At 75.6% G+C, this 12391-nt stretch carries 10 protein-coding genes; 4 read left to right on the top strand and 6 right to left on the bottom strand.

Annotated features, from left to right (window positions below; all coding sequences use genetic code 11):
• Nucleotides 1-77 precede the first annotated feature (77 nt).
• From moeZ to ACVCAH_RS02215, 5 genes are all read right to left on the bottom strand, one after another.
• Nucleotides 78-1298 carry an adenylyltransferase/sulfurtransferase MoeZ gene (gene moeZ, locus ACVCAH_RS02235; protein WP_447134328.1) on the bottom strand — a complete coding sequence of 407 codons (1221 nt, stop codon included), beginning with the start codon at nt 1296-1298 and terminating at the stop codon, nt 78-80.
• Nucleotides 1299-1387: 89 nt separating this feature from the next.
• Complete coding sequence (locus tag ACVCAH_RS02230) at nt 1388-2122, bottom strand: DUF3152 domain-containing protein (protein ID WP_447134327.1); 735 nt, start codon at nt 2120-2122, stop codon at nt 1388-1390.
• Between the two features lie 218 nt (nt 2123-2340).
• Nucleotides 2341-3132 carry a DUF3152 domain-containing protein gene (locus ACVCAH_RS02225; protein WP_447134366.1) on the bottom strand — a complete coding sequence of 264 codons (792 nt, stop codon included), beginning with the start codon at nt 3130-3132 and terminating at the stop codon, nt 2341-2343.
• Nucleotides 3133-3260: 128 nt separating this feature from the next.
• The gene (locus ACVCAH_RS02220) at nt 3261-4235 is read right to left on the bottom strand and encodes an alpha/beta fold hydrolase (RefSeq protein ID WP_447134326.1); all 975 of its coding nucleotides are present in this window, start codon (nt 4233-4235) and stop codon (nt 3261-3263) included.
• Between the two features lie 23 nt (nt 4236-4258).
• Entirely contained in the window at nt 4259-6253 is a 1995-nt protein-coding gene (locus tag ACVCAH_RS02215) for a hypothetical protein (RefSeq protein ID WP_447134365.1), read from the bottom strand.
• 947 nt (nt 6254-7200) lie between these two features.
• On the opposite strand from ACVCAH_RS02215, the gene ACVCAH_RS02210 reads away from it, so the two are divergent.
• Both ACVCAH_RS02210 and ACVCAH_RS02205 read left to right on the top strand, forming a co-directional pair.
• Nucleotides 7201-7839 (top strand): TetR/AcrR family transcriptional regulator, encoded by a 639-nt coding sequence (locus ACVCAH_RS02210; protein ID WP_043965396.1) that lies wholly within the window; start codon nt 7201-7203, stop codon nt 7837-7839.
• A 64-nt stretch (nt 7840-7903) separates the two neighbouring features.
• Complete coding sequence (locus tag ACVCAH_RS02205; RefSeq protein ID WP_447134325.1) at nt 7904-8131, top strand: DUF3107 domain-containing protein; 228 nt, start codon at nt 7904-7906, stop codon at nt 8129-8131.
• A gap of 81 nt (nt 8132-8212) precedes the next feature.
• On the opposite strand, the gene ACVCAH_RS02200 is transcribed toward ACVCAH_RS02205, so the two are convergent.
• A complete protein-coding gene (locus ACVCAH_RS02200; protein ID WP_447134324.1) occupies nt 8213-8866 on the bottom strand; it encodes a ferritin-like fold-containing protein in 654 nt (217 codons plus the stop codon).
• A 338-nt stretch (nt 8867-9204) separates the two neighbouring features.
• Here ACVCAH_RS02200 and ACVCAH_RS02195 point away from each other — a divergent pair, with 338 nt between their 5' ends.
• Both ACVCAH_RS02195 and ACVCAH_RS02190 read left to right on the top strand, forming a co-directional pair.
• The gene (locus tag ACVCAH_RS02195; RefSeq protein ID WP_447134323.1) at nt 9205-10863 is read left to right on the top strand and encodes a DEAD/DEAH box helicase; all 1659 of its coding nucleotides are present in this window, start codon (nt 9205-9207) and stop codon (nt 10861-10863) included.
• A 240-nt stretch (nt 10864-11103) separates the two neighbouring features.
• Complete coding sequence (locus ACVCAH_RS02190) at nt 11104-12261, top strand: class I SAM-dependent methyltransferase (RefSeq protein ID WP_447134322.1); 1158 nt, start codon at nt 11104-11106, stop codon at nt 12259-12261.
• Nucleotides 12262-12391: the final 130 nt, after the last annotated feature.

The following is a 12391-nucleotide window of genomic DNA, read 5'->3' as shown; positions in this document are numbered from 1 at the left end:
CGCAAAGGCGATTCCGCCTCGGGGAATCGGCCGAGGCCGGGGCGGGCGCGGCGCCGCCTCCGACCCCGGCCGACCGGTCAGTACGCGGGCAGCGAGGGATCGATCTGCTTGATCCAGGAGAGCACGCCACCCTGGACGTGCACCGCGTCGCGGAACCCGGCCGCCTTCAGCGCGGCGAGCGCCTCGGCGGAGCGGACGCCGGACTTGCAGTGCAGCACGATCTGCCGGTCCTGCGGGAGCCGGGCCAGCGCCTCACCGGAGATGATCTCGCCCTTGGGGATCAGCGTGGCGCCGGGGATCCGGACGATCTCGTACTCGGCCGGCTCCCGGACGTCGACCAGGAAGATGTCCTTGCCGGCGTCCTGCCACTCCTTGAGCTCCAGCGCGGTGATGGTCGCGTCGACCACCGCCTCCTGGGCCTCCACCGACACCGCGCCGCAGAAGTCCTCGTAGTCCTCCAGCAGGTCGGTGACGGTCGGGTTCTCGCCGCAGAGCACGCAGTTCGGGTCCTTGCGAACCTTGATCTTGCGGTACGACATCTCCAGGGCGTCGTAGACCATCAGCCGGCCGACCAGCGGCTCGCCGATCCCGGCGAGCAGCTTGATCGCCTCGTTGACCTGGATCGAGCCGATCGAGGCGCAGAGCACGCCGAGCACGCCGCCCTCGGCGCAGGACGGCACCATGCCGGGCGGCGGGGGCTCCGGGTAGAGGCAGCGGTAGCAGGGGCCGTGCTCGGCCCAGAAGACCGACGCCTGGCCGTCGAAGCGGTAGATCGACCCCCAGACGTACGGCTTGCCGAGCAGCACCGCCGCGTCGTTGACCATGTAGCGGGTGGCGAAGTTGTCGGTGCCGTCGACGATCAGGTCGTACTGGGCGAAGATCTCGCGGACGTTCTCCCGGTCCAGCGCGGTGTTGTGGATCTCCACGTTGACCAGCGGGTTGATCTCGCGGATCGAGGCCGCGGCGGACTCCGCCTTCGAGCGGCCGACGTCGGAGACGCCGTGGATGATCTGCCGCTGGAGGTTGGACTCGTCGACGGTGTCGAAGTCGATGATGCCGAGCGTGCCGACGCCGGCCGCGGCCAGGTACATCAGGGCGGGCGAGCCGAGGCCACCGGCGCCGACACAGAGCACCCGGGCGTTCTTCAGCCGCTTCTGCCCCTCGACGCCGACGTCGGGGATGATCAGGTGGCGCGAGTAGCGGCGGATCTCGTCAACGGTCAGCTCGGCGGCGGGCTCGACGAGCGGGGGCAACGACACGGTGGACTCCCCGGGATCGGCGGTGGCGAACCGCGCCATTGTCGCTCGCCGGCCGCCCGGTCGGCCATGAGGAGGGACACGTCGCCCGACATTCGGGAGCGGGAATAAGACAGCCGGGCCGGGGATCGTCAGGGAACGATCTCGCCGGCGTAGCGGCGGCCGTCCAGCCAGGGCCAGGCGTACGCGACGCAGCCCTGGAGGCCGTACGTCTGCTGCTGCATCACCGGCGCGGGGCGACCCGGCCCCGGGCAGGCCTCGTGGCCCTCGCCGAACTCGTGCCCGACCTCGTGGTTGATCACGTACGCCCGGTACACCTCCAGCGGTGCCCCGTAGTCCGGGACCGCCTCCAGCCAGCGGGCCAGGTTGATGATCACTTGTCCGGGCAGCCGGCAGGAGGTGTACCCCTCGGTGCTGAGCCCACCCTCGGCGCACATCAGTTCGGAGGTGCGCGGGGTGGCCAGGTAGACGGTGAAGTCGGCGACCTCGGCGTCGGCCACCCGCTGCACCCGCCGCTCGCCCCCGGCCGTCCAGCTCCGCGGGTCGGCCAGCACCTCCTCGACGGTGGCGGCGAAGGCGGGGGCGTCCTGCCCGGTGCCCCGCTCCACCGCCACCCGGTAGCGGCGCAGCGGCCCGTCCGCGCCGTAGACCGGCGAGTCGCCGGGGGCGGTGGTGAAGCTGCCGGCGCCGACCCTCGGATAGGTGCTCGGCTCGGCACGCTCGGCGGCCCCGTACGCCATCGGGCCCGGGCCGGCACTCGGCGGCCGACGCGCCGAGCCGCCCGCCCGGGCCAGTGCCACCCCGGAGACCGTCGCGACGAGCAGGACCAGACCGAGCAGGACGGTGCGACGGCGGCGCCGGTGCATCCGGACCAGGCTGGGCCGCGGGCGCGGCCGGGCGGCGCCGGGATCAGGCGGGTCGCAAGGGGACGACGACGTCATGGGGCCAGCGTCCCACATTAACCGGGTGTTTCCACGCGTTAAACACGAATGGGGCAAATAGGGAGCGCGTTTCTCGTGCACCTTGCGCTATGCCATCCGGGCAGCGCCTTCCCAGGTTCGGACTGGCAGGCCGGAATCCGCTGCTACAGCGGCGGGCCCGCGTACCGGCGGCCGTCCCGGTACGGCCAGGGGTTGGCCCGGCAGCCGTCGAGGAAGAGCGTCTGCTGCATCATCACCGGCGCCGGCCGCCCCCTGCCCGGGCAGCGCTCGTGCCGGTGCCCGAGCTGGTGGCCGACCTCGTGGTTCACCACGTAGGTGCGGTAGACCGACAGCGGCACGCCGGCCCGCACGAAGTGCGGCACGGACAGCCGCCACCGGTCCAGGTTGATGATCACCTTGCCGGGGGCGCGGCAGGACGTGTAGGGCTTCCCGCCGATCCGGATGTCCACCCCGCCCGCCGCGCACATCCGCCGTGCCGTCGCCGCGGTGACCAGGTAGACCGTGAAGTCGTGCCCGGCGCGGGCCCGGACCTGCTGCAACCGGAGGCGGCCGCTGTCGACCCAGCTCCCCGGCCCGGCCAGGGCCGTCTCGACGGCCGCCCCGAACTCCCCGGCGTCCTCGCCGGAGCCGGCCTCCACGGCCACCCGGTAGCGCCGCAGCACCCCGGCCTCGCCGAGCACCGGGCCGACCCGGTCGTCGTAGCCGAAGCTGCCCCGCCCGGCCGAGGGCACCGGCCCCGGCAGCCGGAGCACCGGCGGCGGGGGCGTGGTGGCGGTGGGGGTGGCGCTCGGCGTCGGCGACGCGCTCGGTGCCGGGGTGGGCACGGAGACCGCTTCCAGCACGGTGCCGGCCCCGGCACCCGCGTCGGCGCCCCGCCGGTCGGTCACCACCGCCACCGTGGCGACCACCACCAGGACGAGGGCCAGTGCCTGCATCACCCGCCGGAACCGGCGGTACCCGCGCCCCGGGGAACGACGCCGCGCGCCACCGGCTCGACCACCGTGAGCTGGCACAACTGGCTGGTGGTGGCCGGTGGCCGGCCGGCGGGACGGGGACATCCCGATCAGCCTGCCATGTCGCGCCGACGGGCGGTCTCCTCCGTTTCGGTGAGCAGTCCGACCACGGCGCGGGCCACCAGGCGCGGCACCTCCAGCTGCGCCACGTGCCCGACCCCGCCCAGCAGCATCAGCCGGCTGTCCGGGATGACCCGGGCGGTCTGCGGGGCCACCCGTACGTCGACCAGCCGGTCGCTCCGGCCGCCGACGACCAGCGTGGGCGCGCGGACCAAACCGGCGAGCCGCCACAACGAGCCGGACCCCGGCAGGTACGCGCGCAGGAAGCTGGAGACCAAGCCGCGGAAGGTACGCACGTACGCCGCCGCGTAGTGCTCGGCCTGGTAGCGGATCCGGATCTCCTCCAGCGCCTCCCGTCGACGCTGCTCGCAGATCCGGCTCAGGTCGGCCACGCACGCCTCCATCACCTGCTGGGCCATCACCTCGGGCGCCAGCTGGGCCAGCCGCCAGGCGGCCAGCCGCTCGCCCTGGGGGATCGCCAGCAGCGGCAGCATCCGGCCCTGTAGGGAGCGGTGGAAGCTCAGGAACGGCAGGGCCGGCGAGACCAGCGTCAGGGTGCGGACCAGGTCCGGCCGGGTCGCCGCCACGTGCACCGAGACCGCCCCGCCGAGGGAGTTGCCGAACAGGTGCACCGGGCCGCGGCCCGAGTGCTCGATCCAGCGGACCACCCGCTCGGCGAAGGCCGGCACCGTGTAGCGCCGGCCCGGCTCACTGCGGCCGAACCCCGGCAGGTCGATCGCCTGCCCGTCGAGCCGGTCGGCGAGCAGCCAGGCCAGGTCGGTCCAGTTCTGCGACGAGCCGCCCAGCCCGTGCACGTAGAGCGCCGGCTCGGCGTCGGGGGCGGTCGCCGGGGTCTCCCGGACGTAGGTGACCGTCCCGTCGAGGCGTACCTCCCGGCCCGGCCAGGGCGGCGGGACCGAGTGCTCCGGGAGGAGATGATCCGGCCAGAGGGTGGCGGGCTTCATCGCTCCAGTCTGCCCCGGAACGCTCAGACCAGCAGCGCCTCGAGCCGGCGGTTCACCGCGGCCAGGGTGGCCCGGACCACCGCCTGCCGGGGGTCACCGGCGACCAGCGCAGACCCGGCGAGCTGCTCGACCCAGCCGTCGCAGACCAGCAGCACCACCACCGTGGCCACCTCGCAGTTGCCGAACGGCACCACCGCGGCGTGCTCGACGAAGCACCGCCCCCGCTCCGGCGCGGACACCGCACCGCGGAGCAGTTCGTCCACCGCTGCCGCGGCGGCCACCGCGCAGAGCCGCAGCACGTAGCCGTCCACCGCCGGGCCGGTGGAGTAGCCGGCGGCGCTCTGCCCGCCGGCGATCAGGCGTACCTCCACGGTGGCGTCCAGCCCGAACGTGCTCACCTGCACGTGGTCGATCACCACCCGGGGACCGGGGGCACCGCCGGTGGCCAGCGGCCGGGAGGGCGCGCTCTCCGTGGTGGTCACCTGCCCGCCGGAGTAGGAGGCGCCGGTGGCCGGGCTGCCGGTCGCAGTCCCCGCCGGGGCGGCGGAGACCGAACCCGGCTCCTCCACGGTGGCCCGGCCCCGGTGCGGACCGGCGGACTGCCGGCGCCGGCGGGGCGGGGGCTCCGGGTCGGTCGGCTGCTCGGCCCGGGTCGGGCCGGTCTCCGTCCGGGCCGCCGGAACCCGGGGTTCCGGGGTCGACGCCCGGGCCTCGGTGGCGCGTGGCTCGGGGGTCGAGCCGCGCGGCTCGGCGGTGCGCGGCTCGGCGGTCCGCTCCGCGGCGCGGGGCTCGGCCGACCGCGGTTCGGCGGAGCGGCGGCGCACCGGGGGCGGTGGCGCGGCGGGCAGGCCGGGCACGTTCTGCGGCGCGGCGGCCAGCCCCATCCGCTCCTGGAGCAGGCGGGCGACCTGCCGACTCACCTCGGCCGGGTCGGCGCCGTCGGCGAGATCCAGTCGCAGGCTGTGCGCACCGGCCGGGGTACGGCGCAGCGCCGCGTCGCGGACACCGGCCACCTCGCGGACGGCGTCCAGGATCGCGTTGACGTCGAAGCCCTCCGGCCGCTCGCGCATCGGGGCGGGCTCGTCGTCGCGGCGCAGGTGGGTGGCGGTGCGGGCGAGTTCCGGGGTTTCGGCGGGTGGCTCCACAGCTGGCGGCTCCGGCACGACGGGCACGTCCGGCTCGGCGGGGACGCGCTGCGGCAGCACCGCCGACGCACGGTCCGGCAGCCGGTCGTCGGCCGGCTGGGCCGTCGGCACCGGTTCGGGGGCGGATCGGCGGGCCGCGTAGGGAGGGGCGCTCGTCGGGGTGGGCGCGGTCGGGGTGCGGTCGCGGCGCGCGTCCCCGCTCGTGGCGGGCGCGGTGGCGGGACCGCTCGGGGTCGACGGGTCGCCGGGTGGTTCCGGCGTCGCGGTGGCCGCTTCGGCCGACCGGAACCGGAACGGCCGGTTGCTCCGGGGCTCGGGCTGCGGCTCGCCCTCGGTCGGGGACGGCGTCGCGCCGGACGACTCGGCGGCGCCGCGGTCGTAGGACGGGGGCGCGCTCGACGGGGTGGCTGCCGACGGGCCACCCGCCCAGGACGGTCGCTCCGGCGCCGGCCGCTCGACCGGAGGCTGGTACGCCGGGGGCTCGTACGTTGGCCGTTCGGCCGGAGGCTCGTACGCCGGTCGTTCGGCCGAGGGCTCGTGCGTCGTCCGCGGCTCGTACGCCGGGCGGGGCTCGGGCTCGGCGCGGGTCGGCTCGTACGGCCGGCTCAGCTCGGGTCGCGGCGGCTCGTAGGGGCGGGTCGGCTCGGCGCGCACCGGCTCGTACGGCCGGTTCGGCTCGCTGGCCCAGCCGGGTGTCGGCTCCTCGCGGGCCCGCCGGCCGGCCGGCTCGGCCTCTTCCCGAGCCCAGGACGGCGCCCAGCCGCTGCCCCAGCTCGGCCGGTTCCAGTTCGGGCCGGACCAGTCGGGTTCGGTGGCCGGCGCCCGGTCCGTGGGTGGCGCGGCGGCGGGGCCGGCCGGGTCACCGGCGGTCAACGCCCGGTCGAGGCCGGCGGTGCGGTCGGGGCCGGACGGGCCCTGCCGGGGCTCCGGGGCCGACGGCTCCGGCGGGAACGGATCGCCCCAGCCGCGGGGGTCGACGGCCGACGGCGGCTCCCCGGTCTCGGGCCGGTCGGCGGTCGGCGCGTGGAAGCCGGGCGGCACCTCGAAGCCCGAGGCGGTCGTGCCGACGGGCGGGACCTGCACGGCGGGCGGCGCGGAGGTGGGCGGGCCCGGCTCCGCCCAGCGGGTCGGCCGGCCGGGGGGGTCGTCGGACGCGTGCCGGGCCGGGCCGGGCTCCGGCTCGGCGAGGCCGTGCGGCGGGGCGGGCTGCTCGACCGCCGGGGCGGGGCGCTGCGCCGGCACCACGAGGCGATCACCGTCGGAGTCCCGGCGGGGCTCGCCGAGCAGGCTGGGCGGGGCGCTGACCGGCGTCACCCGACCGGGCGGGGCGCTCACCGGTGCCGGTCGGTCGGCCGGCGGCTCGGCCGCGGGCTGGCCGAACCCGTTGGCCCGCCGGCCGTTGGTCCGGGTCGGCGGGGTGTCGGCGGGCGGGCCGGGCAGCGGTGGCGGCAGGTCACCGTGCCGGGGCGAGGAGGCGCCCCAGCCGAGGGTCGGGTCGGGCTGGCGCCAGGACGGCGCCGGCTCCCGGGAACCACCGGTCTCCCCGCTCCGGGCCCAGCCGGCCGACGAGGGCGCCCACCCGTTGCCGGTACGGGCCAGGTCGTCCTGCTGACCCGTCCCGTCGCCGTGCTCTCCCGGGGTGGCGGCACCGGGTTGCCCTGATTCACTCACCGCGCGCTCCTTGGTCGCCCCCGCTGAGGCTACCGTGTGGTGACAGTGGCGATAAGTTACAGCGGCGGGCCAATTCCGCGACGGGTCACGAGCCCGGACCGGTTCGGGGGAAAAGTGCCGGCTCGTACACAGGAAACTCGGAGGTTCCCATGACCGCTGTGGGGAACGGCGCCCAGACCGCCGGCCGGCCCACGCGCCTGCCCCGTTCCGCGCGGCGCAAGCAACTGCTCGCCGCTGCTCAGGAGGTGTTCGTCGCCCAGGGTTACCACGCCGCCGCGATGGACGACATCGCCGAGCGGGCGGGGGTCTCCAAGCCGGTGCTCTACCAGCACTTCCCCGGCAAGATGGAGCTCTACCTGGCGCTGCTCGACACGCACTGCGACGCGATCGTGGCCAAGGTGCACGACGCCATGCGGGGGACCAACGACAACAAGGAGCGGGTCAGCGCCTCGGTCCGCGCGTACTTCGACTTCGTCGACCACGAGAGCGAGGCGTTCCGGCTGGTCTTCGAGTCGGACCTGCGCAACGACCCGGCCGTGCGGCAGCGCGTGGAGCGGGTCGAGCAGGGCTGCATCGCGGCGATCACCGACACGATCATCTCGGACACCGGGGTGAGCCGGGCGCACGCCGAGCTGCTGGCCTCGGGCCTGGTCGGCGCGGCCGAGACCGCCGCGCAGTTCTGGCTGGCCGGCGGCCGGCAGGTGCCCAAGGCCGAGGCCGAGGCGCTGGTGGCGGCGCTGTCCTGGCGCGGCATCGCCAGCTTCCCGCTGCAAGGTGAGTCAGCCTGACCGTCACCCCCGAGATCGGATAGCCTTCGCACGGCGGCTTTTTCGCCCCAGTTGAGGAGGCACAGTGGAGGTCAAGATCGGCGTGCAGTACGCACCGCGCGAGCTGGTTCTGGAGAGCGCGCAGTCGCCGGCCGAGATCGAGCAGATCGTGACCGACGCCATCGCGAAGAACAGCGGCGCGCTGTCCCTTACCGACGAGAAGGGCCGGCGGGTCGTCGTTCCGGTCGACAAGGTCGCCTACGTGGAGATCGCCGAGGCGGCCCCGCGCGCGGTCGGGTTCACCGTCCGCTGAGCGGGTCCTCCGTCCGCGGCAGGTGACCCCGCGCACCTGCCGCGGGCAGCGCGGCAGCACCTGACCGCCCGCGCGAACGGCTCAGTTGTTCAGGCCCGCGGCGGCCATCCGCTCGGTGTGCGCGGCGGTCAGCCGGCGGAACAGCGCCTGCGCGTCCACCTGCTCACTCTGGGCGATCAGCGCGGTGAGCGCCCCCCGGTCGGCCGCGGCCACCCGGCCCGCCTGCGACAGCGCCTCGCCGACCAGGCGCCGGGCCCACATGGAGAGCCGGCCGGCCACCCGGGGGTCCACCTCGATGGCGGCCCGGATCTCGGCCGCGGCGAACTCGGCGTAGCGCGACTCGTGCAGCACGTCGAGGACGAGTTGCCGGTCCGGCTCGGCCAGCGCGCCGGCGATCTCGCGCAGGAAGTCGTCGGTGATCGCGTCCCCGACGTACGCCTTGGTGACCGCTTCCGCCCAGTCCCTCGGCTCGGTCGAGTCGTGGTACGCCTGCAGCGGTGCGACGTACGGGGCCATGGCGTCGTCGGGCAGCACGCCGAGCGCGGCCAGCCGGTCGGCCAGCCGCCGGTAGTTGCCGATCTCGGCGGCGGCCATCTCGCCGAGCGCGGCCCGGCGACGCAGATCGGGGGCGAGGCGGGCGTCGGCGGCCATCCGTTCGAAGGCGAGCAGCTCTCCGAGGGCCACCAGGCCGAGCAGGTCGACGACGGCGGGGCCGGGCGGGGCGGGGGCGGACACGAGCGCAGGCTACCGCCCTGCGGCCCATCGCGGGGGGAGTCCGAATTCCGGGGCTGGCGAGTGACCTGGATCACACCGGCTGCCCCCGGTGGCGGCATGGCCAGCCGGAATCAGGACGGCCTCCAGCCGGTTCAGGTAGTATGGAGCAGTTGCCGTGGCCGCTGATCCGACCAACGGTCGAACTCATTGAGATTCGATCCGGTCGCAGTCCGACCCGCGGCGCGCGTGCGGCCCGGTCCGGCTCGGCAGTCTGCCGCCGACCGTGTGGCCCGCGCCATACCGATCGCGCCCTGAGGACATGACGGGGCGCACCCACGAGAGGGCACCCCCAAATCCATATGAGCGAGCTGACCCAAGAACTCATGGACGGCCAGGAACTGGCCCCCACGGCCCCGGTGCGTCCGGAGGCCCCCACCTTCGCCGAGCTCGGCGCGCGTCAGGAGACCGTCGACGCGCTGGCCGCCTCCGGCATCACCCGCGCCTTCGCGATCCAGGAGTACGCGCTTCCGATCGCGCTGCGCGGCAGCGACCTGATCGGCCAGGCGCCCACCGGCACCGGCAAGACCCTCGGCTTCGGCGTACCGCTGCTGGAGCGGGTGTTCGCGCCGGGCGAGGGCAGCGACGGCGTCCCTCAGGCGCTGGTCGTCGTACCCACCCGCGAGCTGGGCATCCAGGTCGCCAAGGACCTGCAGGCCGCGGGCCGCACCCGGGGCGTGCGAGTGCTGCCGATCTACGGCGGCGTCGCCTACGAGCCGCAGATCGACGCCCTGCGCAAGGGCGTGGAGATCCTGGTCGGTACGCCCGGCCGGCTGCTCGACCTGGCCAAGCAGAAGCACCTGCGGCTGGACCGGGTGCACGCGCTGGTCCTCGACGAGGCCGACCGGATGCTCGACCTGGGCTTCCTCGACGACGTCGAGAAGATCCTCGCGATGCTGCCGGAAGACCGGCAGACCATGCTCTTCTCGGCCACCATGCCGGACCCGATCGTCGCCCTCTCTCGGCGCTTCCTGCGCCACCCGGTGACGATCCACGCCGGCCACACCGCCGAGACCGGGCCGTCGCCGCAGACCGAGCAGCTGGTCTACCGGACCCACTCGATGAACAAGGTCGAGATCGTGGCGCGCATCCTGCAGGCCGAGGGCCGTGGGCTGACCATGATCTTCACCCGTACCAAGCGGGCCGCCGACCGGGTCGCCGAGGACCTCGACTTCCGCGGCTTCGCGGTGGCCGCCGTGCACGGCGACCTCGGCCAGGGCGCGCGGGAGCGGGCACTCCGGGCGTTCCGGGCCGGCAAGATCGACATCCTGGTCGCCACCGACGTGGCGGCGCGCGGGCTGGACGTCAGCGGCGTCACGCACGTGATCAACTACGACTGCCCCGAGGACCAGGACACCTACACCCACCGGATCGGCCGCACCGGCCGGGCCGGGGCGACCGGTGTCGCGGTGACCTTCGTCGACTGGGACGACATGCCCCGCTGGCGGATCATCGACAAGACGCTGGGCCTGGAGATGCCGGAGCCGCCGGAGACGTACCACACGTCCCCGCACCTCTACACCGACCTGCACATCTCCACGGAGGTGACCGGCACGCTGCCCACCGCGGAGCGCACCCGGGCCGGGCTGGCGGCCGAGGTCGAGGAGGACCTCGGCGGTAGCCGGTCCCGTCGGGGCGAGGCCCGGGGTTCCCGGCGCGGCGAGGCGGGCCGGGGCCGGGAGCGCCGCCGGGACCGCGGCGAGTCGGCCGCCGGGCCGGACGCCGAGCCCGCGGCCGAGGGCACTGCCGAGGAGGGCAGCCGCACCCCGCGTCGCCGCCGGCGCCGCCGGGCCGGCGAGGTGGTGGCGGGCGAGCCGACCGCGGTGATCACCGCCGAGGCCGGGGACGCCCCGGCCGCCGCCGAGGGCGGCGACGCCCCGAAGCCGCGCCGCCGCCGGCGCCGCCGTGGTGGCGGTGGCTCCGCCGCCGGTACGCCGGCCGAGGCGACGACCGCCGACTGACCCGCGCACGTCCCGACGTCCCCGCACCGGTCTCCGGTGCGGGGACGTCCGTCTGGTAGGTCCTGCGCCTGACCGGCGCGTCCGGGCCGGCTGAAGGGCCCGGGCCTGCGGGGGCGGGCGAGCAGACCCCGCGCCCGGCGACCGCGGACCTCCCCCGCCCCGGGCCGGCCACCCCCGCGCGGGCGCAGCAGACCCGCACCCGTCGAAAGGGCGGGTCCGACCGAGCAGGAAGATGGAACGATGCCGGAACCACTGGACGCCGCCCTGACTGAGGTGCGGGCGCTGCTGCTCGACCCCGGGCTGACCCGTGCGGTCGCCGCCGGACGCCGGCGCGGCCAGCGCCCCTCGGTGGTCCGGGCCGAGCTGCGCCCGGTGGCCCTCAAGGCCGGCCCCCGGCTGCAGATCTCCACCTCCGACGGGGCGCGGCCGTACACCCGCAACATCGCCCCCGGGCCGGAGGCGACCGCGGCGGTGGACGCGCTGCTGGCCGAGCCGTTCGGCAACTGGCACGTGGAGACGGCCGGGGCGACCCTGCAACTGCGGGTGACCAAGTCGGGCGAGGCGCAGGTGCACCGATCGGCCGCGAGCCGGCCGGCCGCCGAGCCGGCCGAGCACGACCGGGCCAAGGAGTACCTGCTCGACCCCGGTGACCCGATCTTCGCCGAGATCGGTGGCTCGGCGGCGAAGCGGCGCCAGGTGGACGCGTTCCTGCGGGCCCTGGCGGCCACCCTGCCGGACGAGCTGACCGGCCCGCTGCGGGTAGTCGACCTCGGCTGCGGCAACGCGTACCTGACCTTCGCGGCCTACCGCTACCTCGCCCAGCGGGGGCTCGACGTCGAGCTGGTCGGGGTGGACGTCCGGGAGGACCAGCGCCGGCGCAACACCGAACTGGCCGAAAAGCTCGGCTGGGCCGACCGGGTCAGCTTCGTGGCCGGCACGATCGCCGACGCGGTCGTCGAGCCCGCCCCCGACCTGGTGCTGGCGCTGCACGCCTGCGACACGGCCACCGACGAGGCGCTGGCCCGGGCGGTGCGCTGGCGGGCGCGCTGGGTGCTCGCCGCGCCCTGCTGCCACCACGACATCGCAGCCCAGTTGCGCGCCCGACCGGCCCCGGCGCCGTACGAGCTGCTGACCCGGCAGGGCATCCTGCGGGAGCGCTTCGCGGACGTCCTCACCGACGCGCTGCGGGCCGGGCTGCTGCGGCTGCACGGCTACCGGGCGGAGGTGGTGGAGTTCGTCGACTCCCGACACACCCCGCGCAACCTGCTGATCCGCGCCCGGCGCACCGGCGCCGAACCGACCGGCGCCCAGCGCGCCGACTACCGGGCCCTGGTCGACCAGTGGAAGGTCCACCCTCGGCTGGAGACCCTCCTCGCGGGCGACACCGCGACCGGTTAGCGACGCCGGTCGCCGCCGCCCCGGGACCGCTGGCGCCATCAGGAAAAGTCCCGCCGACGGGACGGTCTGGTCGATCAGTCAATTGTTTCCGGGCCGCGCCGTACTACCCTCGGAAGGCGCACCGCCGGTG

The sequence above is a fragment of the Micromonospora sp. LZ34 genome (assembly GCF_052981855.1).
This window is presented reverse-complemented; position numbering and strand designations above follow the sequence as displayed.

Bases quoted from the DNA above. Each gene is read 5' to 3' on its own strand.
- ACVCAH_RS02210 (WP_043965396.1), top strand. From the start codon at position 7,201: ATGACCGCTGTGGGGAACGGCGCCCAGACCGCCGGCCGGCCCACGCGC.
- moeZ (WP_447134328.1), bottom strand. From the start codon at position 1,298: ATGGCGCGGTTCGCCACCGCCGATCCCGGGGAGTCCACCGTGTCGTTG.
- ACVCAH_RS02225 (WP_447134366.1), bottom strand. From the start codon at position 3,132: ATGCAGGCACTGGCCCTCGTCCTGGTGGTGGTCGCCACGGTGGCGGTG.
- ACVCAH_RS02230 (WP_447134327.1), bottom strand. From the start codon at position 2,122: ATGCACCGGCGCCGCCGTCGCACCGTCCTGCTCGGTCTGGTCCTGCTC.
- ACVCAH_RS02220 (WP_447134326.1), bottom strand. From the start codon at position 4,235: ATGAAGCCCGCCACCCTCTGGCCGGATCATCTCCTCCCGGAGCACTCG.
- ACVCAH_RS02190 (WP_447134322.1), top strand. From the start codon at position 11,104: ATGCCGGAACCACTGGACGCCGCCCTGACTGAGGTGCGGGCGCTGCTG.
- ACVCAH_RS02195 (WP_447134323.1), top strand. From the start codon at position 9,205: ATGAGCGAGCTGACCCAAGAACTCATGGACGGCCAGGAACTGGCCCCC.